Source organism: Mycobacterium sp. E740, assembly GCF_001672895.1.
Classification (GTDB): Bacteria; Actinomycetota; Actinomycetes; order Mycobacteriales; family Mycobacteriaceae; genus Mycobacterium.
Genome location: NZ_LZKP01000089.1, coordinates 34,510 through 56,592, shown reverse-complemented (window position 1 = coordinate 56,592; position 22,083 = coordinate 34,510). Strand labels below are relative to the sequence as shown.

General features: G+C 68.7%; 20 protein-coding genes. 14 read left to right on the top strand and 6 right to left on the bottom strand.

Annotated features, from left to right (window positions below):
• The first annotated feature begins 17 nt into the window (after nucleotides 1-17).
• Together A5663_RS08555 and mbtG are read left to right on the top strand one after the other, a co-directional pair.
• Nucleotides 18-4,358, top strand: coding sequence for a non-ribosomal peptide synthetase (locus tag A5663_RS08555; RefSeq protein ID WP_068146733.1), 4,341 nt, complete (start codon nucleotides 18-20; stop codon nucleotides 4,356-4,358).
• On the top strand, nucleotides 4,355-5,650 hold the full coding sequence (mbtG, locus tag A5663_RS08550) for an NADPH-dependent L-lysine N(6)-monooxygenase MbtG (protein WP_068146702.1): 1,296 nt from the start codon (nucleotides 4,355-4,357) through the stop codon (nucleotides 5,648-5,650). The genes A5663_RS08555 and mbtG overlap by 4 nt, the downstream gene beginning before the upstream one ends.
• Here mbtG and A5663_RS08545 read toward each other — a convergent pair.
• Nucleotides 5,647-5,961: a type II toxin-antitoxin system VapB family antitoxin gene (locus A5663_RS08545; RefSeq protein ID WP_068146701.1), complete on the bottom strand. Its 315-nt coding sequence runs from the start codon at nucleotides 5,959-5,961 to the stop codon at nucleotides 5,647-5,649. The genes mbtG and A5663_RS08545 overlap by 4 nt on opposite strands.
• Before the next feature lie 172 nt (nucleotides 5,962-6,133).
• Between A5663_RS08545 and hrcA the strand changes: the two genes are divergently transcribed.
• From hrcA to era, 8 genes are all read left to right on the top strand, one after another.
• Nucleotides 6,134-7,165, top strand: a complete 1,032-nt coding sequence (gene hrcA / locus A5663_RS08540; RefSeq protein ID WP_068146700.1) for a heat-inducible transcriptional repressor HrcA — start codon at nucleotides 6,134-6,136, stop codon at nucleotides 7,163-7,165.
• A gap of 40 nt (nucleotides 7,166-7,205) precedes the next feature.
• On the top strand, nucleotides 7,206-8,351 hold the full coding sequence (gene dnaJ, locus A5663_RS08535) for a molecular chaperone DnaJ (protein ID WP_068146697.1): 1,146 nt from the start codon (nucleotides 7,206-7,208) through the stop codon (nucleotides 8,349-8,351).
• Between the two features lie 3 nt (nucleotides 8,352-8,354).
• Nucleotides 8,355-9,092 (top strand): 16S rRNA (uracil(1498)-N(3))-methyltransferase, encoded by a 738-nt coding sequence (locus A5663_RS08530; protein ID WP_068146694.1) that lies wholly within the window; start codon nucleotides 8,355-8,357, stop codon nucleotides 9,090-9,092.
• 85 nt (nucleotides 9,093-9,177) lie between these two features.
• Nucleotides 9,178-10,218 carry a PhoH family protein gene (locus tag A5663_RS08525; protein WP_068146691.1) on the top strand — a complete coding sequence of 347 codons (1,041 nt, stop codon included), beginning with the start codon at nucleotides 9,178-9,180 and terminating at the stop codon, nucleotides 10,216-10,218.
• Nucleotides 10,219-10,223: 5 nt separating this feature from the next.
• Entirely contained in the window at nucleotides 10,224-10,760 is a 537-nt protein-coding gene (gene ybeY, locus A5663_RS08520) for an rRNA maturation RNase YbeY (protein WP_068146688.1), read from the top strand.
• Nucleotides 10,757-12,052, top strand: coding sequence for a hemolysin family protein (locus A5663_RS08515; protein WP_068146685.1), 1,296 nt, complete (start codon nucleotides 10,757-10,759; stop codon nucleotides 12,050-12,052). Before ybeY ends, A5663_RS08515 begins: the two co-directional genes overlap by 4 nt.
• A complete protein-coding gene (locus A5663_RS08510; RefSeq protein ID WP_068146682.1) occupies nucleotides 12,045-12,365 on the top strand; it encodes a cytidine deaminase in 321 nt (106 codons plus the stop codon). The genes A5663_RS08515 and A5663_RS08510 overlap by 8 nt, the downstream gene beginning before the upstream one ends.
• A gap of 69 nt (nucleotides 12,366-12,434) precedes the next feature.
• Nucleotides 12,435-13,334, top strand: coding sequence for a GTPase Era (gene era / locus A5663_RS08505; RefSeq protein WP_068146727.1), 900 nt, complete (start codon nucleotides 12,435-12,437; stop codon nucleotides 13,332-13,334).
• Here the strand turns inward: era and A5663_RS08500 are convergent.
• Both A5663_RS08500 and A5663_RS08495 read right to left on the bottom strand, forming a co-directional pair.
• The gene (locus A5663_RS08500) at nucleotides 13,331-13,879 is read right to left on the bottom strand and encodes a CAP domain-containing protein (RefSeq protein ID WP_068146679.1); all 549 of its coding nucleotides are present in this window, start codon (nucleotides 13,877-13,879) and stop codon (nucleotides 13,331-13,333) included. The two genes, era and A5663_RS08500, sit on opposite strands and share 4 nt — an antisense overlap.
• Nucleotides 13,880-13,890: 11 nt before the next feature.
• Complete coding sequence (locus A5663_RS08495) at nucleotides 13,891-15,408, bottom strand: amidase (protein ID WP_068146722.1); 1,518 nt, start codon at nucleotides 15,406-15,408, stop codon at nucleotides 13,891-13,893.
• A 63-nt stretch (nucleotides 15,409-15,471) separates the two neighbouring features.
• Here A5663_RS08495 and recO point away from each other — a divergent pair, with 63 nt between their 5' ends.
• The 3 genes from recO to A5663_RS08480 are packed head-to-tail and all read left to right on the top strand — an operon-like array spanning nucleotide 15,472 to nucleotide 17,583.
• A complete protein-coding gene (gene recO / locus A5663_RS08490; protein WP_068146677.1) occupies nucleotides 15,472-16,326 on the top strand; it encodes a DNA repair protein RecO in 855 nt (284 codons plus the stop codon).
• Nucleotides 16,262-17,155, top strand: a complete 894-nt coding sequence (locus tag A5663_RS08485; protein ID WP_068146675.1) for a decaprenyl diphosphate synthase — start codon at nucleotides 16,262-16,264, stop codon at nucleotides 17,153-17,155. Before recO ends, A5663_RS08485 begins: the two co-directional genes overlap by 65 nt.
• Complete coding sequence (locus tag A5663_RS08480) at nucleotides 17,155-17,583, top strand: hypothetical protein (protein ID WP_068146673.1); 429 nt, start codon at nucleotides 17,155-17,157, stop codon at nucleotides 17,581-17,583. The genes A5663_RS08485 and A5663_RS08480 overlap by 1 nt, the downstream gene beginning before the upstream one ends.
• Here the strand turns inward: A5663_RS08480 and A5663_RS08475 are convergent.
• Both A5663_RS08475 and A5663_RS08470 read right to left on the bottom strand, forming a co-directional pair.
• Complete coding sequence (locus A5663_RS08475; protein WP_068146719.1) at nucleotides 17,580-17,975, bottom strand: Fur family transcriptional regulator; 396 nt, start codon at nucleotides 17,973-17,975, stop codon at nucleotides 17,580-17,582. The two genes, A5663_RS08480 and A5663_RS08475, sit on opposite strands and share 4 nt — an antisense overlap.
• A gap of 5 nt (nucleotides 17,976-17,980) precedes the next feature.
• Complete coding sequence (locus tag A5663_RS08470; RefSeq protein ID WP_068146671.1) at nucleotides 17,981-18,334, bottom strand: metalloregulator ArsR/SmtB family transcription factor; 354 nt, start codon at nucleotides 18,332-18,334, stop codon at nucleotides 17,981-17,983.
• Nucleotides 18,335-18,478: 144 nt separating this feature from the next.
• Between A5663_RS08470 and A5663_RS08465 the strand changes: the two genes are divergently transcribed.
• Entirely contained in the window at nucleotides 18,479-19,873 is a 1,395-nt protein-coding gene (locus tag A5663_RS08465; RefSeq protein WP_068146670.1) for a glycine--tRNA ligase, read from the top strand.
• Between the two features lie 161 nt (nucleotides 19,874-20,034).
• Here the strand turns inward: A5663_RS08465 and A5663_RS08460 are convergent, their stop codons facing one another.
• A complete protein-coding gene (locus A5663_RS08460; protein WP_068146669.1) occupies nucleotides 20,035-22,047 on the bottom strand; it encodes a TPM domain-containing protein in 2,013 nt (670 codons plus the stop codon).
• Between the last annotated feature and the right edge of the window lie 36 nt (nucleotides 22,048-22,083).

Below are 22,083 nucleotides of genomic sequence, written 5' to 3'. Positions count from 1 at the left end.
TCGCCGTCGAAGACGTGATGGCGCTGAGCCCGCTGCAGCAGGGACTGTTCTCCCTGGCGCAGTTGAACACCGGCGACGACGCGGTCGACGGCGGTGCAGACCCCTACGTCATCGCAATGGCCGCCGACATCACCGGCGATCTCGATCCGGCACTGCTGCGCACGTGCGCGGCGACGCTACTGGACCGCCACCCCAACTTGCGGGCGAGTTTCGTGCGCGCGCAGAGCAAACCGGTTCAGGTGGTGCCGACCCGCGTCGAGTTGCCATGGCGGCACATCACCGCGGCGGCTGACGAGATCGACTCGATCGAAGCGGACGAACGGCGCCGCACGTTCGACCTCGCTCGCGGGCCGGCGATGCGGTTCGTTCTGATCGAGATCCCGGGCAAGCAGTGGCGGCTTGTCATCGTCGCTCACCACATCATCATCGACGGTTGGTCGCTGCCGCTGTTCGTCGGCGAGCTGATCGCGCTGCATCGCTCGGGCGGCGACGCCGCCGCGCTCCCACCGCCGCCGCGGCCTTATCGCGACTACATCGGCTGGCTCGCGAGGCGTGACCAGGACAGCAGCCGCAGCCTGTGGCGCCGGCATCTGGCCGGTCTCGGCGGCCCGACACTCGTCGCACCCGCCCTCACCTCCGGCGAACCGCCCACCGGTCAACCGGGCCGGATCGAGGTCGAACTCGACAAAGCCGGCTCGCGCCGGCTTGCCGAAGCAGCGCGCTCACGCGGTGTCACGGTCAACACCCTCATCCAAATGTCGTGGGCCACAATCTTGTCCGCATTGACCGACCGCTCCGACGTGGTGTTCGGGGTGACGGTGTCGGGCCGCCCTGGTGAACTCGCCGGTGTCGAGACCATGGTCGGACTGTTCATCAACACCGTGCCGATGCGGGTCCGCCTCGACCCGACCGCCCGTGTCGGCGCGCAATGCGTTGCACTGCAACGCGAGGCAGCCGAACTGCGCGACCACAGCTACCTGCCGCACAACGAACTGCGCTCGCTGGGCGGCATCGGCGAGATGTTCGACACCTTGCTGGTTTACGAGAACTTCCCGCCCGGCGGTCTCGTCGGCGGCGGAGACTTCGTCGCCAACGGCGCGACCTTCCGTCCGGCGGCACTGGAAAGCGTGTCACATTTTCCCGTCACCGTCGCCGCGCACATGATCGGCGACGTACTGACGGTGCTCGTCGAGGTGGTCGACGGCGCGCTGGGACAGATGACTCCCGAATCGCTCGGGCACCGGGTCCTCGTCACCGCCCAGCGGCTGATCACCCACTGGGACAACGCGTTGCGTGACGTCAGTGTCCTGCTCGACGGCGAAGCGGCGGTCCCGACCAGCTTCCCGACCACCTTCGCTCCACCACCTGCCCACCTCGGCGTGCACACCGCATTCACGGAGACCGCCGGCAGCAGGCTCGGCTCACCTGCGTTGAGCTGGTCGGGCGGTGAGCTCAGCTTCCGGCAGCTCGACGAGGCGGCTGACCGCTTGGCCGCTGTGCTCACATTGCGTGGAGTGCGCACCGAAACTCCTGTGGCGATACATCTTTCCCGGGGACCCGAGTATGTGATCGCGATGTTCGCCGTGCTGAAAGCCGGTGGCGTCATCGTGCCGCTGGACCCCGGCATGCCGCCCGAGCGGACCGCCGACATCCTCGACCAGTGCGGCGCAACGGTCGTCGTCGACGACGATGTGCTGGCAGCGGCAGCCGAATCGGTCGACGAATTCCGGCCGGTGACCGCGGTACCGGGGCAGGCCGCCTACATGGTGTTCACCTCGGGAACCACCGGTAGGCCGAAGGGCGTCGTCGGTACCCATCAGGCGCTGCTGGCCTACATCGAGGACCACGCGCGAAACATCCTGCGGCCGGCCGCCGCCCGGCTGTCTCGCCCGCTGCGGGTCGCGCACGCCTGGTCGTTCACGTTCGACGCCGCCTGGCAGCCGCTCGCCGCGCTTTTCGACGGGCACGCGGTCCACATCGTCGACGACGACGTCCAGCGTGACGCCGAGGCGTTGGTCGAGACGATCGGGCGCTACGGCATCGACCTGATCGACACCACACCGTCCATGTTCGCCCAGCTGCGCGGCGTCGGTCTGCTGACCACCGTGCCGCTCGGGGTACTCGCACTCGGCGGCGAGGCCGTGGGCATCGCGGCGTGGAACACCATCCGCGACGAGTGTGCCCGCACCGGCATGGCGGCCCACAACTGTTACGGCCCAACCGAAACCACAGTGGAAGCGGTCGTCGCCACGATCGCCGAGCACGACCGGCCCACCATCGGACGACCCACGTCGCCGAGCCGGGCCTATGTGCTCGACTCGTGGCTGCGCCCGGTACCGGCCGGGGTGCCCGGCGAGTTGTATCTGTCGGGTGGCCAACTGACGCGCGGCTACTTGAACCGACCGGGCGAGACCGCGGCCCGGTTCGTCGCCGACCCGTTCGCGCCGGGCGAGCGGATGTACCGCACCGGGGACATCGTGCGATGGCAACGCGACGGTGCACTAGAGTTCCTCGGCCGCTCCGACGCCCAGGTGAAGATCCGCGGCTTCCGGGTCGAGCCCGCCGAAATCGCGGCGGTGCTGCACTCCCATCCCGCCGTGCGGCACGCGCACGTCGTCGTGCGCGAACAACGGTGTGGCCCACAGTTGGTGGCCGTCGTCGATGCGGCACCCCCACCCGACACATCGGAGTTGCGCACCCTGCTCGCAAAACGGCTGCCCCGCTACATGGTTCCGCACACAATCGTGGTCGTCGAGCAGATGCCGCTGACAGTGCACGGCAAAGTCGACGAATCCGCCCTCGCCGCACTCACCGTCGCCGAGGGGCCCTCTGCCGGCCCGGAAACCGGGACCGAGGCGGCACTGGCCGCGGTGCTGAGCGAATTGCTCGACACAACTGAGATCGATGTCACCGCAGACTTTCTCGCTCTCGGCTTGGACAGCATCGTGGCGATGTCAGTGGTGCAGGCGGCCCGCAGGCGCGGAGTTCCGTTGCGCGCCCGGCTGATGCTGGAATGTGCGACGCTGCGTGAACTGGCCGCCGCCGTCGACAGCGAGTCGGCAGTAGCCCGACACGGTGCGGACGAATCTGCGGGGCCTGTCGCAGTACTGCCCAACGTGCACTGGCTCTACGAACACGGAGATCCGCGTCGGCTGGCGCAGACCGAAGTCATCACGTTGCCCGACGGCATCACGGCCGCGCAGCTCGAGCGGATGCTGCGCGCGCTCACCGACAGCCACGAGGTGTTGCGCAGCCGGCTGGACCGGCAGACGATGACGTTCGTCGAACACGACCCGCGGGATCTGTTGACCGAGGTGCGGATCGACGCCACCCACGACGCCACCCACACCGTCACCGCGGCGGTCGCCGAGCATGCCCGCCGGTCAGTGGAACGCCTTGACCCTCAACGCGGCTCGCTGCTCGCCGCGGTGTGGCTGCGGCCGGCCGACGGTGCCGGAGTGCTGGTGCTCACCGCGCACGTGCTGGCGCTGGACCCGGCGTCCTGGCGGATCGCGCTGGCCGAACTCGATGCGGGCTGGCACGCCGTCGCATCCGGGGCCGACCCCTCGCCCGTGCGCGAACACACCAGCTACCGCCGGTGGTCTCGACTGCTCAGCGAGCGGGCGTACACCCTCGACACGACCGACTTCTGGGCGGCGCAGCTCGACGGACCCGACCCCACCCTCGGCGCGCGCCGCGTGCGGCCGCACAGCGATCGGGCCGCCGATCTCGTGGTCTCGATGGCCGCCACCGACACCGACGTCACGTTGCGCCTACTCAACGCGCCCGAGCCGACGCCGCATCTGTTGGCCGCCGCCGCCGCGCGTACCGTCACGCGCTGGCGGCTGCAGCGGGGACAGGAGACACCGCCGCCCCTGCTGGCCTTGGAGACTCACGGCCGCGCGGACGGCGTCGTCGACGGAGCCGACACGTCCGACACGGTCGGGCTGCTCACCGCGATCTACCCGCTGCGGGTGCAGTCGGTGCTCGACGTCGCCCGAATCCCCGGCAACGCCGTCGATTACGGGCTGCTGCGGTATCTGCGGCCCGATACCGCAGAACGACTTGCCGCCTACCGCGAACCGCAGCTGTTACTGAACTTCCTGGGTCGCGTGCACGCCGGCACCGACGGTGGCACGCTGCGTCCGGACCGCGCGCTGCTGGCCCAAGTGTCACCTCTGCCCGAGCCGCAGTTGGCGGTTCGGCATGAATTGACGATCCTGGCGGCGGTGCTCGGCGACGCCGACGCCCCGGTGCTCGGCACCCAGTGGCGCACGCTGCCCGCCATCCTGACCGTCGAAGACGTCGCCACGCTGCAGGAGTTGTGGCAGGAGTCGCTGCGAGAGGTGATCGCATGAGCCGGACTCTCGCGGTGGTGGGCGCCGGCGCCAAAGCCGTCGCGGTGGCCGCCAAAGCCGCCGAACTGCGCGGCATGGGTCTCGACGTGCCCGACGTCGTCGCGGTCGAGCGGACCGGCGTCGCCGCCAACTGGCAGGCCGACGGCGGCTGGACCGACGGGCAGCACCGCCTGGGCACCAGCCCCGAGAAGGACGTCGGCTTCCCGTACCGCTCCGCGCTGGTGCCGCGCCGCAACGCCGAACTCGACGAGCGCATGACCCGCCACAGCTGGCAGCAGTACCTGATCTCGACCGGGCAGTTCGCCGAGTGGGTCGACCGCGGCAGGCCCGCGCCCACCCACCGCCGGTGGAGCCAGTACCTGCGCTGGGTCGCGGGCAACATCGAGATGAAGGTGATCGCCGGTGAGGTGCAGCGCATCTCGGTCGACACCGAATCCGGTGGATGGGCACTGCGCACCGCGGACCGCACCATCGTCGCCGACGGCCTGATGATCACCGGGCCGGGGCAGCCCGAGCGTTCGATCCTGCCGGGCAGTCCGCGGGTCATGTCGATCGCGCAGTTCTGGCATCGCACGGCACAGCACGAGCTGATCTGCGCCGAACGGGTCGCGGTCATCGGCGGCGGCGAGACCGCGGCGTCGATACTGAACGAGCTGTTCCGCCATCGGGTTTCGACCATCACGGTGATCTCCCCGCAGGTGACCTTGTTCACCCGCGGCGAGGGCTTCTTCGAGAACATGCTGTTCTCCGATCCGACCGGCTGGACCAGCCTGACGATGACCGAACGGCGCGACGCCCTGATGCGCACCGACCGCGGCGTGTTCTCCGCGCGGGTGCAGGATGCGCTGCTCGCCGACGACCGGATTCGTCATCTGCGCGGCCGCGTCGCGCACGCCGTCGCGCGCGACGGCCGAATCCGCTTGACGCTGAGCACCACTCAGGGCGGTGAGTCATTGGAGACAATTCACGGTTTCGACCTGGTGATCGACGGGTCGGGCGCCGACGCGATGTGGTTCGTGCCGCTGCTCGGACAGGACGCGCTGGACCTGGTGGAGCTCGGCCTCGGTGCACCGCTGACCTCAGAGGCGCTACAGGAGGCCATCGGGGACGACCTCGCCGTCACCGGCGTGGCGCCGAAACTCTTCCTGCCGGGCCTGTCCGGGCTCACGCAGGGGCCCGGCTTCCCGAACCTGTCCTGCCTCGGCCTGTTGTCCGACCGCATCCTGGGCTCATCATTCGCGACGGCCGCCGCGCAGGACGCCATCGGCCTGCCGGCCGTGCGGCACCGCTAAACCTGTTGAGCTATCGGCATATCCATGTCGAACACCCGCGCATGCAATATCGTGCGGTTGCGCAGCGCGGCCCGCACCGCGCGGTGCAGCCCGTCCTCGAGGTAGACGATGCCCTTCCATTTGACCGCGTGCGGGAAGAGGTCGCCGTAGAACGTCGAGTCCTCGGAGAGCAACCGGTCCAGCGCGAGCACCGTGGTGGTCGTGACCAGTTCGTCGAGCCGGATCTGCCGCGGCGGGATCTGCGCCCACTGGCGGTGCGACAAGCCGTGGTCTGGGTACGGCCTGCCCTCCCGGACTCCCTTGAAAATCATCAGGCGAACGCCTTTCGCGTCGTCCCCCCGGGCTTCGGCTCGACAACTGGCCGCACGTGCCAAGGCTAATGCAACCCGCGCTTTGGGCGATATGACCACCGCGCGCGGTCATCGGCGCTGTTCGGCCCCGTAAAATGGGCGCCGACGCGATTCGAGGGGTAGGTGAGCAGACATGGGTAGCGCCGAGGACCGCCGGTTCGAGGTGTTGCGCGCGATCGTCGCCGACTTCGTTGCCACCAAGGAGCCGATCGGGTCCAAGACGCTCGTCGAGCGGCACAACCTCGGTGTCTCCAGCGCGACCGTGCGCAACGACATGGCGGTCCTGGAAGCCGAGGGGTACATCGCCCAGCCTCACACCAGCTCCGGGCGGGTGCCCACCGAAAAGGGCTACCGGGAGTTCGTCGACCGGATCGACGAGGTCAAGCCGTTGTCGTCGTCGGAACGCCGCGCGATCCTGTCCTTCCTCGAATCGGGGGTGGACCTCGACGACGTGCTGCGCCGTGCGGTACGGCTGCTGGCCCAGCTGACGCGTCAGGTCGCGATCGTGCAGTATCCGACGCTGTCGACGTCGATGGTCCGCCACCTGGAGGTCGTCGCGCTCACGCCGGCCAAGCTGCTGCTGGTGGTGATCACCGACACCGGCCGGGTGGACCAGCGCATCGTCGAGCTCGGCGACGCCCTCGCCGATCATGACGTGCTCAAGCTGCGCGATCTGCTCGGCCAGGCGCTCGAGGGCAAGCCGCTGGCGGCCGCTTCGGTCGCGGTGTCGGATCTGGCGTCGCAGCTCAACGGGCGCGGCGGGCTCGCCGACGCGGTGGGCCGGTCGGCGACCGTGCTGGTCGAGACGCTCGTCGAGCACAGCGAGGAGCGGCTGCTGCTGGGCGGTACCGCCAACCTCACCCGTAACACCGCGGACTTCGGCGGCTCGCTGCGGTCGGTGCTCGAGGCGCTCGAGGAGCAGGTGGTGGTGCTGCGGTTGCTGGCGGCGCAGCAGGAGGCCGGCAAGGTGACCGTGCGCATCGGCCACGAGACCGAGGCCCAGGAGATGGCGGGCACCTCGGTGGTCACCACCGCATACGGCAGTTCGGGCAAGGTGTACGGCGGCATGGGGGTGCTGGGCCCCACCCGAATGGACTATCCGGGAACTATCGCTAATGTCGCTGCGGTTGCTCTCTATATCGGGGAAGTCTTAGGCAGCCGGTAAAACCGGCACCGTCGACGAGGAAGAGACAGGCAAGGTCAGCGTGGCACGCGACTATTACGGGCTGCTCGGAGTGAGCAAAGGCGCAACGGACGCCGAGATCAAGCGCGCCTATCGCAAGCTGGCGCGCGAACTGCACCCCGACGTCAACCCGGACGAAGCGGCACAGGCGCGGTTCAAGGAGATCAGCGCCGCCTACGAGGTGCTCTCCGATCCAGAGAAGCGCCGCATCGTCGACCTCGGCGGTGACCCGCTGGAGTCGGCGGGTGCCGGCAACGGGTTCGGCGGCGGATTTGGTGGGCTTGGTGACGTGTTCGAGGCGTTCTTCGGCGGCGGCGCCACCTCGCGAGGTCCCATCGGCCGGGTGCGACCCGGGTCGGATTCGTTGCTGCGCATGCGCCTGGACCTCTCGGAGTGCGCGACCGGCGTGACCAAGCAGGTGACCGTCGACACCGCGGTGCTGTGCGACCTCTGCCACGGCAAGGGCACCCACGGCAACTCCAGCCCGGCTGCCTGCGACACGTGCGGGGGTCGCGGTGAGATTCAGACCGTGCAGCGGTCGCTGCTCGGCCAGGTCATGACCTCACGTCCGTGCCCGGTGTGCGGCGGGGTCGGCGAGGTGATCCCCAATCCGTGTCACCGCTGCGGCGGCGACGGCCGGGTGCGGGCGCGTCGCGAAATCAGTGTGAAGATCCCGGCCGGCGTCGGCAACGGAATGCGAGTGAGGTTGGCCGCCCAGGGCGAGGTCGGCCCCGGCGGCGGGCCCGCCGGCGACCTGTACGTCGAGGTGCACGAGCAGCCACACGCAACCTTCCTGCGCGACGGTGACGACCTGCACTGCACGATCTCGGTGCCGATGATCGACGCCGCGCTGGGCACGGCGGTCACGGTCGACGCGATCCTCGACGGCCCGACCGAGATCACCATCCCGTCCGGCACGCAGCCGGGCGCGGTCGTCTCGCTGCGCGGGCACGGCATGCCGCATCTGCGCTCGGGGGTGCGCGGCGACCTGCACGCGCACATCGATGTCGTGGTGCCGTCGCGGCTGGACAACGAGGACGCCGACCTGCTGCGCAAGGTCAAGGAGAGACGCACCCGCGACGTCGCGGAGGTGTGCTCTACGCAGGCGGCCTCGACCAGCGGCGGCGGCTTGTTCAGCCGGCTGCGTGAGACGTTCAGCGGCCGCTGACGCGTGAGCCGGGCGCTCTTCTACGTCGGCGTGGTGCCCGCCGTCGGTGAACTCGCCGTGGTCGACGGCGACGAGGGCTTTCACGCCGCGAACGTGCGCCGCATCCGTGTCGGTGAACGGCTGGACGTCAGCGACGGCGCCGGCGAGTTGGCGCACTGCGTGGTCGACGAGGCCGGCAAGGGCCGGTTGACGGCACGGGTGCTCGAGCGGCGCTTCGTGCCGCCACCGTCGCCGACGGTGACCGTCGTGCAGGCGCTGCCGAAGTCCGACCGCGCGGAGCTGGCGATCGAACTGGCCACCGAGGCTGGGGCGGACGCGTTCGTCGCGTGGCAGGCATCTCGGTGTGTGGCGCGATGGGAATCGGCGGCCAAGGTCGACAAAGGGTTACGGCGATGGAGCGCGGTGGCCCGATCCGCGGCCCGGCAGTCGCGGCGCCCCCGGATTCCCGAGGTCAGCGGGCCGGTCTCGACGGCGCAACTTGTCGGCGGGCTCGGGGGAGCGCTGGTGCTCGTCCTGCATGAATCGGCGTCCCGGCATCTCGCCGACGTCCCGGTGGCCGCGGCGGATTCGCTGGTGCTGGTCGTGGGACCGGAGGGCGGGATCGCCGACGACGAGGTCGCGGCGCTGTGCGACGCCGGGGCGACGGCGGTGCGGTTGGGGCCCACTGTGCTGCGCACGTCGACGGCGGCCGCGGTGGCGCTGGGGGCGCTGGGCGTGCTGACGGATCGATGGCGCGGCTAACCACTGGGACGGCCAGAGGCTCGACGGTAAACTGTGAGCACGGCAACGACCAGGCAGGAATCCAGAAAGTAGGCACTGAACCCTCTTGACGCCCCGCGAGACGACCGCTGACTCGTCTTCTGAGTCGGTACGCAGCAACATAAGTGTTCCGCCCGACCTCGTCGTGGGCCTGCTGGGTTCCGCCGACGAGAATCTGCGCGCGCTCGAGCGTGCCCTGGCGGCCGATATCCATGCGCGCGGCAACGTGCTGACGCTCACCGGCGAACCCGCCGACGTGGCATTGGCCGAGCGGGTGGTCTCCGAACTCATCACGATCGTGGCCAACGGCCAGTCGCTGACTCCCGAAGTCGTGCGGCACAGCGTCGCGATGCTCACCGGCGCGGGCAACGAATCGCCTGCCGAGGTCCTCACACTCGACATCCTGTCGCGGCGCGGCAAGACCATCCGGCCCAAGACGTTGAACCAGAAGCGCTACGTCGACGCGATCGATGAGCACACGATCGTGTTCGGGATCGGACCCGCCGGCACGGGCAAGACGTACCTGGCAATGGCGAAGGCCGTCAACGCTTTACAGTCCAAGCAGGTGTCCCGCATCATTCTCACCCGGCCTGCGGTGGAAGCCGGTGAGCGCCTCGGCTTTCTGCCGGGCACGCTGAGCGAGAAGATCGACCCGTACCTGCGGCCGCTCTACGACGCGCTGCACGACATGATGGACCCGGAGCTGATCCCAAAGTTGATGAGCGCCGGGGTGATTGAGGTCGCACCGCTGGCATACATGCGGGGCAGAACTTTGAACGATGCGTTCATCATCCTCGACGAGGCGCAGAACACCACCGCCGAGCAGATGAAGATGTTTTTGACCCGTCTCGGATTCGGCTCGAAAATCGTTGTCACAGGCGATATCACGCAGGTCGACCTGCCGGGCGGAGCCGCGTCGGGCCTGCACGCGGCGATGCAAATCCTCGACGGGATCGACGACATCCACTTCGCCGAACTCACCAGCGCCGACGTGGTGCGCCACCGGTTGGTGTCGGAGATCGTCGACGCGTACGCCAGACACGAAGAGCCGGCGCAGTTGAACCGCGCGCAGCGGCGCGCGTCCGGCGGCGGCCGGCCGCGGCGGTAGCAGCGATGAGCATCGAGGTGTCCAACGAGTCGGGCATCGACGTCTCCGAAGAGGAACTGATCAGCGTCGCCCGATTCGTCATCCGCAAGATGCAGGTCAATCCCGCGGCCGAACTGTCGATGGTGCTGCTCGACACCGCCGCGATGGCCGACCTGCACATGCGGTGGATGGACCTGCCCGGGCCGACCGACGTGATGAGCTTCCCGATGGACGAGTTGGAGCCCGGCGGGCGGCCCGACGCGCCCGACCCCGGCCCGGCGATGCTGGGCGACATCGCGCTGTGTCCGCAGTTCGCCGCCGACCAGGCCGCCGCGGCAGGGCACTCGCTGGGCCAGGAACTCGCCCTGCTCACCGTGCACGGGGTGTTGCACCTGCTGGGCTATGACCACGCCGAGCCCGCCGAGGAAAAAGAGATGTTCGCCCTGCAGCGCGAACTGCTCGAGGAGTGGGTGGCCGACCAGGTCAAGGCCTACCACCAGGATCGCCAGTCGGAGAAGGAGCGCAGGCTGCTCGACAACTCCCGATACTTCGACGAATTGTGAACAGCATCGGGCAGCTGATCTTCGCGATCGTGCTCGTCGTCTTCGGCGGCGTGTTCGCCGCGATCGATGCGGCGATCAGCACCGTGTCCATCGCGCGTGTCGAGGAACTCGTGCGCGACGAGCGCCCCGGCGCGGTGCGCCTGCACAAGATCATGGCCGAGCGCCCACGCTACATCAATCTCGTTGTGCTGCTTCGTATCGCATGCGAGGTCAGCGCGACGGTTCTGCTGGCCGCTTACCTGGACGACTACACCGGTGTGCGCTGGGGATTGATCTCGGCGGCCGCGATCATGACCGTGGTGAGCTTCGTCGTGATCGGCGTCGGCCCGCGCACCGTCGGCAGGCAGAACGCGTACTCGATCTCGCTGTTCGCCGCCCTCCCGCTGCAGGCCACATCGGTCGTGCTCACTCCAGTCAGCCGGTTGCTGGTGCTCATCGGCAACGCGCTGACCCCGGGCCGCGGTTTCCGCAACGGCCCGTTCTCCTCCGAGATCGAACTTCGTGAGGTGGTCGACCTCGCGCAGCAGCGCGGCGTGGTGGCCGACGACGAGCGACGGATGATCCAGTCGGTGTTCGAACTCGGCGACACCCCCGCGCGCGAGGTGATGGTGCCGCGCACCGAGATGGTGTGGATCGAAAGCGACAAGACCGCCGGGCAGGCAACGTCGCTGGCGGTGCGCAGCGGCCACTCCCGCATCCCGGTGATCGGGGAGAACGTCGACGACGTGGTCGGTGTCGTCTACCTCAAAGACCTTGTCCAGCGGACGTATTACTCCACCGACGGCGGTCGCGGCACCAAGGTCTCCGACGTCATGCGGCGCCCGGCGTTCGTGCCGGACTCCAAACCGCTGGACAGCCTGCTGCGCGAGATGCAGCGTGACCGCGTCCACATGGTCCTGCTCGTCGACGAGTACGGCGCGATCGCCGGGCTGGTCACGATCGAGGACGTGCTCGAGGAGATCGTCGGCGAGATCGTCGACGAGTACGACGCGGGCGAGGTGGTGCCCGTAGAGGAGTTGGGCGACAACCGGTATCGGGTATCGGCGCGGTTGCCGATCGAGGACCTCGGCGAGCTGTACGACATCGAGTTCGACGACAACCTCGACGTCGACACCGTCGGCGGCCTCGTCGCCCTGGAACTCGGCCGGGTGCCGCTGCCGGGCGCCGAGGTGACGTGGGACGGGTTGCGGCTGCGGGCCGAAGGCGGACCGGACCACCGCGGACGCGTACGCATCGGCACGGTTCTGGTCAGCCCCACCGAGACTTCCGAAGGAGATCGACGCGATGAGTGAGCTCGACGCGGAGGACGCCAAGCTGGTGACGCTGGCGCGCGGCGCGATGGGCCGGGCCGAGGCGACCACCGGTGCCGCCGTCCGCGACGCCGACGGCCGCACCTATGCGGGTGCCCCGGTGACGCTGAAGTCGTTGCAACTCAGCGCACTTCAAGCCGCCGTCGCCGCCGCGGTGTCCAGCGGCGCGACCGGCCTCGAAGCCGCCGTGCTCATCGGTGGATCGCCGGACGATGCGGGAGTGGCCGCGGTCCGCGAGTTGACGGCGGACGCCGTCGTGATCGTGACCGACCGTGCGGGTAAGACGCTGGCATGACTGCCGAGACTGCAGACAGGTCGCCGATTCGGCGGAAATTGCGATCTCTCCGCAGTCTCGGGGGAAGTGATGCCTGAATTCCGTTCGGGTTTCGTCTGTTTCGTCGGGCGGCCCAACACCGGCAAGTCCACGCTGACCAATGCATTGGTCGGCGCGAAGGTCGCGATCACGTCGAACCGGCCGCAGACCACCCGGCACACCATCCGCGGGATCGTGCATCGCGACGACTTCCAGATCGTCCTCGTCGACACTCCGGGTCTACATCGGCCGCGAACCCTGCTGGGGCAGCGGCTCAACGACCTGGTGAAGGACACGTACTCCGAGGTCGACGTGATCGGTTGGTGTATCCCGGCCGACGAGAAGATCGGGCCCGGCGACCGGTGGATTTTCGACCAGATCCGCGCCGTCGCGCCCAGGACCACGCTGGTCGCCGTCGTCACCAAGATCGACAAGGTGCCCAAGGACCGCATCGCCGCGCAACTGGTCGCGGTCAGCGAGTTGGTCGGCCCGGACACCGAGATCGTGCCGGTGTCGGCGACGGCCGCCGACAACCTCGACGTGCTCGTCGACGTGCTGGTGGCGAAGCTTCCGCCGGGGCCGGCCTTCTATCCCGACGGCGAGCTCACCGACGAACCCGAGGAAACCTTGATGGCCGAGCTGATCCGCGAGGCCGCGCTCGAAGGGGTGCGCGAAGAGCTGCCGCACTCGCTGGCCGTCGTCATCGAGGAGGTCACTCCGCGGGAGGGCCGTGACGACCTGATCGACGTCCACGCGATTCTCTTCGTCGAACGCGACAGCCAGAAAGGCATCGTGATCGGCAAGGGCGGCGCCAGATTGCGCGAGGTCGGCACCGCGGCCCGCACACAGATCGAGAAGCTGTTGGGCACCAAGGTGTTCCTCGATCTGCGGGTCAAGGTCGCCAAGAACTGGCAGCGCGACCCGAAACAGCTGGGGCGCCTGGGCTTTTAGCTCTGGGCGCCCGAGCCCGGCTCCCCGAACGGCCTGCCGGGTCCGAGCGCCGGCGGCGCCGAGTCGCCCTTGCCGTAGACGGCCACCACGACCGTGCGGTCGAGCGCGTTCGCCGACCACACGCCGATGTCGACGTTGGAACAGTCGGCCATGATCTCGTGGTAGTCGGGCCGGTGATACCACTGGTTGATCAGCTCGATGCCGCTGATCGCCAAGGCGGGGTTGATCGCCACGGTCTCGGCGACGGCGCCGGCGTACCCGGCTTTGCGCGCCCGGTCTGGGACGGTCGAGCCGTCGGAGCCGATGTCACCATTCAGCGCGCGGTTGTTCAGCACATCGTTGGTGTGCCATTCGGCGGCCAGCCGCAGCTTTGGATTGATCTTGATGTCGGTGTCGCAGCCGGCCTGGTGTTGCACGGTGTAGACATTGGCCACCACGCCGTCGTTGAGCCGCTTGTTGTCGGCGGCCGCTTCCGGCGCCCCGACGATCGCACCCGCCGCGAGGGCTACGACCGGGACCGCACAGGAATAGCGCAGGGCTCTCATTCCGCGAGACATTACGCGACTTCGTCGGAGACGTCTTCGCGTTCTGGCCGGTCCGAACCGGTTATGGGCTCCTTGGTCGCCGCCGGCTCAGGGTCCGGGGCGGGTTCGGGACGCCACCAGGGCTCGGGTTGGCGCATCGCCCAGCCGTTGATCGCCTCCAGCTCGGCGGCCAGCGATACCAGTAGCGGTTCGCTGTTGGCGGGGCCCATCAGCTGGACGCCGATCGGCAGACCGTCGCTGGTGAACCCCGCGGGCACGTTGATCGACGGCCACCCCAGCAGATTCCACGGCCAGGTGACGGGGCAGGCCTTGATCATCGTGCGGTCGGTCGCCAGACCGCCGAGGTGATCGAACTCGTGCACCTCGGGCGGCGGCTGCGCGGTGGTCGGCGCCAGAATTACGTCGGCGATGTTGAAGATGTAGCCGATGCGGCGGTGCGCGCGGGCCTCGCGAGTGCGGGCCTTGCGCAGCACGTGCTCCGACAGCAGCCGGCCGGTCCGCAGATTGGCCCGGGTCCGCTTGTCGAGCGTGACGTCGTACCCGAGCCGGTCCGCCCACTCGAGCAGGCCCGACGTCGAGCGGGACAGGAAGTTCCACGACATGCCGAGGCTGTAGTCCGGATCAGCCTCGAAGGTGCTGTGCCCGAGCTCCTCGAGCTGCCCGGCGACGACGGACATCGCGGCCCGGATCTCCGGGTGCAGGCTCGCCCGGAACACCGTGAACGGAAACCGCGTCGACATCGCGATCCGCAGCGGGCCGGGCGCCTGCGCCACGTACTCCGAAACCTTCACCGCGGGCGGCTGGTGGCGATCGCCGGCAACGTTTCCGGATGCGGCGTCGAGCACGAGTGCGGCGTCGGTGACGGTGCGCGCCAGCACCCCGTTGACCGTGATGCCGTTGAACGCCTCGGGAAGCGGCCACGTCGAGATGCGTCCGCGCTGGGGTTTGATCCCGACCAGATGTGTCCACGCCGCGGGGATTCGCACGCTGCCCGCGCCGTCGGATCCGATCGCGGCGGTCACCAAGCCGGCCGCGACCGCCGCCGCGCTGCCGCCCGACGATCCGCCCGGCGTGTGCTCACGCGACCACGGGTTGCGGGTGTGGCCGAACGCCGGTCCGCTGGTGAACGGCCACTGGCCGAGTTCGCAGGTGTTGGTCTTGCCGACGATGACGGCGCCCGCCGCGCGCAGCCGTCGCACGACTTCGCTGTCCTGGGCGGCCGGCCGCACATTTCCGGCGGCGCCGAACCGGGTCGGCACCCCTGCGACGTCGACGTCGTCCTTGACGGCGATCGGGACACCCAACAGCGGATATCGCGAAAGATCCTGCGCCACAGCACGTTTGCGGTCGGCGGCGGCTGCGTCGGCCAGTGCGCGTTCGGTGAACACCACGCGGAACGCGTTCAGGGTCGGCTGGCTGGCCGCGATGGCGTCGAGCGAGCGCTGCACCAGTTCCACCGATGTGACGGAGCCGCTCGCGAGCTGGAACAGCTGTTGAGTCAGGGTGGGGAAGCGCGAATTGTCGACCATCGCTTCAAAGGATATCGGCGGTGCGTATCGGGATCTGACGGACTGCAGTGCGAGACTGAACCAATGCGGCTGTATCGGGACCGAGCGGTGGTGCTGCGCCAGCACAAGCTCGGCGAGGCCGACCGGATCGTCACCCTGCTCACCCGCGATCACGGTTTGGTGCGGGCGGTGGCCAAGGGGGTGCGGCGCACCCGCAGCAAGTTCGGCGCCAGGCTGGAGCCGTTCGCGCACATCGACGTACAGCTGCATCCGGGGCGCAATCTCGACATCGTCACCCAGGTGCAGGCCATCGACGCGTTCGCCTCTGACATCGTCAGCGACTACGGCCGCTACACCTGCGCATGCGCGGTGCTGGAGACCGCGGAACGCCTGGCCGGTGAGGAGCGCGCCCCGGTGCCTGCACTGCACCGGCTGACGGTGGCCGCGTTGCGGGCGGTGGCCGACGGCGCCCGGGCCCGGGAACTCGTGCTGGACGCCTATTTGTTGCGCGCCATGGGGATCGCGGGGTGGGCCCCGGCGCTGACCGAATGCGCCCGCTGCGCAGCGCCGGGCCCACACCGGGCGTTCCATGTGGCGGCCGGGGGCAGCGTGTGTGTGCACTGCCGCCCGTCCGGGTCGGTGACGCCGCCGCAGGCGGTGCTCGACCTGATGGCGGCGCTGCACGACGGGGACTGGGAGCACGCCGAGACGTCGACGGCGTCACACCGCAGTCAGGCCAGTGGGCTCGTGGCCGCGCATCTGCAGTGGCATCTGGAACGCCAGCTACGGACGCTACCCCTGGTCGAGCGGGTGTACCGGGTGGACAGGACCCTGCCTGACCAGCATGTGTCGCTGTTCGGGCAGGATGTGCTCCATGGCAAGCGAACGGGCTGGGCGCAGGAAGGCCCCGACGTACCCACAGCTGCCCCCGGCGCCTGACGACTATCCGATGTTTCCGGACAAGTCGGCGTGGCCCGTCGTCTTCCCCGAGATCCCGGCGGGCACCAACGGCCGGTTCGCGCGTCCACCCCAGCACACCTCGAAGGCGGCCGCGCCCCGGATCCCGGCCGACCAGGTGCCCCACCACGTCGCCGTCGTCATGGACGGCAACGGACGCTGGGCCACCCAGCGGGGCCTGCACCGCACCGAAGGGCACAAGATGGGCGAGGCCGTGCTCATCGACATCACCTGTGGCGCAATCGAAATCGGTATCAAGCACCTGACGGTGTATGCGTTCTCGACGGAGAACTGGAAGCGCAGCACCGAAGAGGTGCGGTTCCTGATGGGCTTCAACCGGGAAGTGGTGCGTCGGCGCCGCGAGAACCTCAACGACATGGGCGTGCGGATGCGCTGGGTCGGTTCGCGACCGCGGATGTGGCGCAGCGTGATCAAGGAGTTCGACATCGCCGAGCAGATGACGGTCGGCAACGACGTCATCACGATCAACTACTGCGTCAACTACGGCGGCCGCACCGAGATCGTGGAGGCGACGCGCGAGCTCGCGCAGCGGGCCGCCGAGGGCAAGGTCAACCCGAACCGCATCACCGAGGCGGCGTTCGCCAAACACCTACACCGCTCCGACATCCCCGACGTCGACCTGTTCATCCGGACTTCGGGGGAGCAGCGGGCCAGCAACTTCCTGCTCTGGCAGGCGGCCTACGCCGAGTTCGTCTTCCAGGACAAGCTGTGGCCGGACTACGACCGCCGTGATCTGTGGGCCGCCTGCGAGGAGTACGTCAACCGCAACCGACGCTTCGGCAGGGCCTGATGAGCCTGCAGGAGCGGCTCGGCGACGTTCTCGACGGGGTGCTGCCGGTGACGCGCGAGGACGACGGCGCGGTGACCGTGCACCACGACGAGACGTTCGCTTCGCTGCGGACCGTGCCGGTCGCCGAGGGCCTCGAGCTGGTGTCGCTGACCCAGATCCTCGCGTGGGATCTGCCGTTGGACGCCAAGCTGCGGGCCAAGGTCGCCGAGCACGCCCACAACACGCTGCTCGGCACGGTGTCGCTGGCGGCCAAGAGCGGGCACGCGCAGGTCGCCGCTGGCGCCAAACGCAACTCGAAGAAGGTCGCGGATGTGCTGCTGCGCTACAACTTTCCCGCCGCCGGCCTGACCGACGACGCGCTGCGCACACTGATTCTCATGGTCCTGGCCACCGGCTCCGAGGTGCGTCGCGCGCTGGTGGCGCCCTAGCCGCTGCAGCCGCCGCAGACGCCGAAGATCTCGATCGTGTGGCTGACGTCGGAGAACCCGTGCTCGCGGGCGATGTCGGCGGCCCAGGCTTCGACGTCACGGCCCTGAATCTCGACGGTCGACCCGCAGGCCCGGCACACCAGGTGGTGATGGTGGTCGTCCGAGCAGCGCCGGTACACCGACTCGCCGGTGTCGGTGCGCAACGTGTCGACGACGCCGGCTGCCGCCATCTGCTGCAGGGTGCGGTACACGGTCGTCAGCCCGATGCCCTCGCCGCGCCGCCGCAACTCGTCGTGCAGCTCCTGGGCTGAGCGGAACTCGTCGAGGTTCTCGAGCAGCGCAGTGATCGCCGCGCGCTGGCGAGTGGCGCGCACGCCCGTCGAAGGCGGCACCGTGGTCACTGGCTGCCCTCAGCGGCATGGGTCACCGCGGCGACGACGATTTCGGCGAGGTGCTCGTCGACGAGGCGGTACATCACCTCGCGCCCGGACCGTTCGCCGGCCACCACGCCCGCGGCTTTTAGGATCCGCAGGTGCTGGCTCACCAACGGCTGTGGGACGGCCAGCGCGTCGACGAGTTCATGCACGCAGCGCGCCGACTCCCGCAACTGCAGCACGATCGCGATCCGCACCGGAGCGGCCAGCGCGCGCAGCAAGTCGCCGGAGGTGTCGAGCACCTCGCGTGGCGGCAGGTCGGGAAACGGGGTGCCGCTGTGCTCGTGAGATTCGGCCATACTGGAAATCGTTTTCATTATGGCGCCCACGATACATGCGGGATAACGCATGCCCCCTCTCTTTTCGTGCGCGAGCGCCCGTGTTTGCACACAGAAGTGCGGCGTGTCGCGTACAAATGCGGTCGCTCGCGGGCGAGGAGGCACCATCTAGGCTGTGCTGTCGTGGCTCAGTCTTCCTCGATCATCGACACTGTTGCGAACCTCGCCAAGCGGCGCGGTCTGGTCTACCAGGCGGGGGAGATCTACGGCGGCACCAAGTCGGCATGGGATTACGGCCCGCTCGGGGTGGAACTGAAGGAGAACATCAAGCGGCAGTGGTGGCGCTCGGTGGTTACCAGCCGCGACGACGTGGTGGGCCTCGACTCGTCGATCATCCTGCCGCGCGAGGTCTGGGTGGCGTCGGGACACGTCGAGGTGTTCAACGATCCGCTGGTCGAATGCCTGAACTGCCACAAGCGCCATCGGCAGGACCATTTGCAGGAGGCCTACGCCGAGAAGAAGGGCATAGCGGACCCCGACTCGGCGCCGATGAGCGAGATCGCCTGCCCGGACTGCGGGACCAAGGGCCAGTGGACCGAGGCGCGAGACTTCAACATGATGCTCAAGACCTACCTCGGACCGATCGAGACCGAGGAGGGGCTGCACTACCTGCGGCCCGAGACAGCCCAGGGCATCTTCGTCAACTTCGCGAATGTCGTTACGACACAACGCAAGAAGCCGCCGTTCGGAATCGCGCAGACCGGCAAGAGCTTCCGCAACGAGATCACGCCCGGCAACTTCATCTTCCGCACCCGCGAGTTCGAGCAGATGGAGATGGAGTTCTTCGTCGAGCCGTCGACCGCTCGTGAGTGGCACCAGTACTGGATCGACGAGCGGCTGCAGTGGTACGTCGAACTCGGCATCGACCGCGACAACCTTCGCCTCTACGAGCACCCGAAGGAGAAGCTGTCGCACTACTCCGACCGCACGGTCGATATCGAGTACAAGTTCGGCTTCCAGGGCAACCCGTGGGGTGAACTCGAAGGTGTCGCCAACCGTACCGACTTCGACTTGTCCACGCACGCAAAGCATTCCGGTGTCGACCTGTCGTACTACGACCAGGCCAACGACACTCGTTACACCCCGTACGTGATCGAACCGGCAGCCGGGTTGACGCGGTCGTTCATGGCGTTCCTCGTCGACGCCTACGCCGAGGACGAGGCGCCCAACGCCAAGGGCGGCGTCGACAAGCGCACGGTGTTGCGGCTGGATCCGCGGCTCGCCCCGGTCAAGGCGGCCGTGTTGCCGCTGTCCCGCAACGAGGCGCTGTCGCCAAAGGCGCGCGACCTTGCGGCCGAGTTGCGCAAGTGCTGGAACGTCGAGTTCGACGACGCCGGCGCGATCGGCCGACGCTACCGCCGCCAGGACGAGATCGGCACGCCGTTCTGCGTGACGGTCGATTTCGACTCATTGGAGGACCAGGCCGTGACCATTCGCGAGCGCGATGCGATGACGCAGGATCGCGTCGCCCTCGACAACGTCAGCGACTACCTGGCCACCCGCCTCAAAGGCTGCTGACCCCAGCGCGCTCACTCGTCGCCGAGCGTGCGCGTCTGCACACGACACGCCGTTGAGGCACAGCACTTTCCGCACGGTGGGTGCGCGGCGAGGGTGCACATATTGCCGACAATGCGCGGCGTGTCGTGTGCAAACACGCACGCTCGCGCCAAAAAGCTGAATTAGAAGCGGCCGCCGCCGCCGAAGATGTCGCCGCCTCCGGAGCCGCCGAACGAGCCCGGGCTGAAACCGCCGCCACCACCGAAGCCGCCGCCGAAACCACCGAATCCGCCCCGCATTCCGCCGCTGAGGATGTTGCCGATGAGAATGCCGCCGATGATCGCGCCCATGTTGCCTCCGCCACCACCACGTCCGCCCCCGAACGGGCCCATGTATGAGCGCTGCGCGTCCTCCATATCGGCGTTGGCCAGTGTCTGCGCCTGTGACGCCAACATCGCCGCCCCGTTGGCATGCGCGATCGCCCCCGCCGTATCCGTCGACCGCTTCTCCTCGGCGGCAGCGATCTGGCGGACCGCCTCGACCAGCCGGGTTCGCGCTTCCGGGCCGACGATCCCGCGGCGAGTGTCGATGAAATCCGATACCGACCGAACCCTCGAGCGCGCCGTGAACAGCGCCTCGTCCAACTTGCGGTTGAGCCGCTCGGCCGCCTCGCGCTCCTGCTCGACGGCCGCCAGCAGCCGGTCCAGATCGGCGTCGGCCTTGGTCAGTTGGGTGAACGTACCCAACGGGTCGACCGAATTCGACCGCTGCGCGCCGGCCACCGCGGCGGCCGCCGCGTCGCGCGCCTCTGCCAGCTGTGCGGCCTGCGGCACGTTGCCCTGCCGTAACAGCGCGCTCGCCTGCTTGATGCCGTTCTGAATGTCTTCGATCGCCGCCGGCAGCGCGGCCACGGCCCGTCGGATGTCACTGGCAGCGCTGTCGACCGCGTCCAGCAGGCCGCGCGCCTGCGCCAACGCGGACTCGGCCGCGCGCACACACTCGACGAGCTCGCTCTGCTGGCCCGCCACCGGCCGCAGCGCAAGATCGCGTCCGCGGGTGATGTTCTGGTCGGCGAACGTCAGCAGTTCCTTAGCCGCGTCGACGTTGCCGGCAATTGAGCTCAGCGCGGCTGCGTCGAACTCACTGTGCAGTTGCGAGAGCTTCTGCTGCGACGGGTCCAGCCGCGCGGTGATGTCGACCACCTGCTGGGTCATCGCGTCCAGCCGCGACGGCGCGTTGATCACCAGGTTTCGCAAATCCGCGAACGCCTCCTGCTGCGCTTCCAGCTCACGGTCGGCCTTGGCGGCGGCGACCACGACGCGAGTCAACAGATCGCGACGCTGCGCCGGGGTCTCGGGTACCGCGTCGTCGAGAATCTGCCGCACGTTGAAGGCTTGGGCGAGAGTCGTCTTGGCGTTGGTGACCGCCCGCGTGAACGGTTCGGTCCGTTCCGTGCCGAACTCCTCGACAGCCAACTCCAGTTCGTGGCCGCTCGTGCGCACGGCGTTGTCGACTTCGACCACCATGGCCCGCGACAGGTCGTCGAGGGCGTCCAGCGACACGGCCGACAATGCCTGCGGATCGGTGGGGTCGACCCGCCGGGCTGCGGCGAACTCGGCCTCCCGGCGCTTGCGTCGCCGTCGCCGCCGCCAGAGCATCAGCACCACCACGCCGAGCGCGATCGCCCCGAGCGCGATCAGCAGTCCGGTCCAGCTGATGCTTGAATGCGGGGACTGGGCGAGCCCGTCGGCCGCTGCCACCGCCGCCCCAGCCCAGTCGTTCTGCCGCAGTGCGGGCTCGATGTCGTTGCGCCGCACGCTTTCCACCTTGCTCGAGCTCAGTTCGGTGGCGCTGTCAGGCACCAGGAACGCATACGAACGATCGACTGTCGCGACCGCGAGTATCGCGTCGAAATCGCCCAGGTCGCTCGTCCGCATCGTGTTGCGCGCCCAGGTCTGCGCCGACTGGCCGGAGAACGATTCGACGTAGACGACCCACAACCGCGTCTTGCGACTGGAGTACAACTTGTCGATCGCCGACGTCACCTGGGATCGCGAAGCGCTGTTCAGCACGCCCGCGTGGTCAGTGACGTAACCCGGCAGTCGAAACGGCGCTTCGGCCGACGCCGCCGGTGCGACGAGCGCACTGGCGGCGAGCACGGCGAGCAGGAGAGTCAGCAAGCGGACTAGGCGCATGTCCGCCAATCTAGTGCGCCACCCGATCGGGCCGGT

Excerpts from the sequence above, each read along its gene's own strand:
- A5663_RS08555 (WP_068146733.1), top strand. The coding sequence starts at position 18 with ATGGCGCTGAGCCCGCTGCAGCAGGGACTGTTCTCCCTGGCGCAGTTG.
- mbtG (WP_068146702.1), top strand. The coding sequence starts at position 4,355 with ATGAGCCGGACTCTCGCGGTGGTGGGCGCCGGCGCCAAAGCCGTCGCG.
- A5663_RS08545 (WP_068146701.1), bottom strand. The coding sequence starts at position 5,961 with ATGATTTTCAAGGGAGTCCGGGAGGGCAGGCCGTACCCAGACCACGGC.
- hrcA (WP_068146700.1), top strand. The coding sequence starts at position 6,134 with ATGGGTAGCGCCGAGGACCGCCGGTTCGAGGTGTTGCGCGCGATCGTC.
- ybeY (WP_068146688.1), top strand. The coding sequence starts at position 10,224 with ATGAGCATCGAGGTGTCCAACGAGTCGGGCATCGACGTCTCCGAAGAG.
- A5663_RS08510 (WP_068146682.1), top strand. The coding sequence starts at position 12,045 with ATGAGTGAGCTCGACGCGGAGGACGCCAAGCTGGTGACGCTGGCGCGC.
- era (WP_068146727.1), top strand. The coding sequence starts at position 12,435 with ATGCCTGAATTCCGTTCGGGTTTCGTCTGTTTCGTCGGGCGGCCCAAC.
- A5663_RS08500 (WP_068146679.1), bottom strand. The coding sequence starts at position 13,879 with ATGAGAGCCCTGCGCTATTCCTGTGCGGTCCCGGTCGTAGCCCTCGCG.
- A5663_RS08495 (WP_068146722.1), bottom strand. The coding sequence starts at position 15,408 with ATGGTCGACAATTCGCGCTTCCCCACCCTGACTCAACAGCTGTTCCAG.
- recO (WP_068146677.1), top strand. The coding sequence starts at position 15,472 with ATGCGGCTGTATCGGGACCGAGCGGTGGTGCTGCGCCAGCACAAGCTC.
- A5663_RS08485 (WP_068146675.1), top strand. The coding sequence starts at position 16,262 with ATGGCAAGCGAACGGGCTGGGCGCAGGAAGGCCCCGACGTACCCACAG.
- A5663_RS08480 (WP_068146673.1), top strand. The coding sequence starts at position 17,155 with ATGAGCCTGCAGGAGCGGCTCGGCGACGTTCTCGACGGGGTGCTGCCG.
- A5663_RS08470 (WP_068146671.1), bottom strand. The coding sequence starts at position 18,334 with ATGAAAACGATTTCCAGTATGGCCGAATCTCACGAGCACAGCGGCACC.
- A5663_RS08460 (WP_068146669.1), bottom strand. The coding sequence starts at position 22,047 with ATGCGCCTAGTCCGCTTGCTGACTCTCCTGCTCGCCGTGCTCGCCGCC.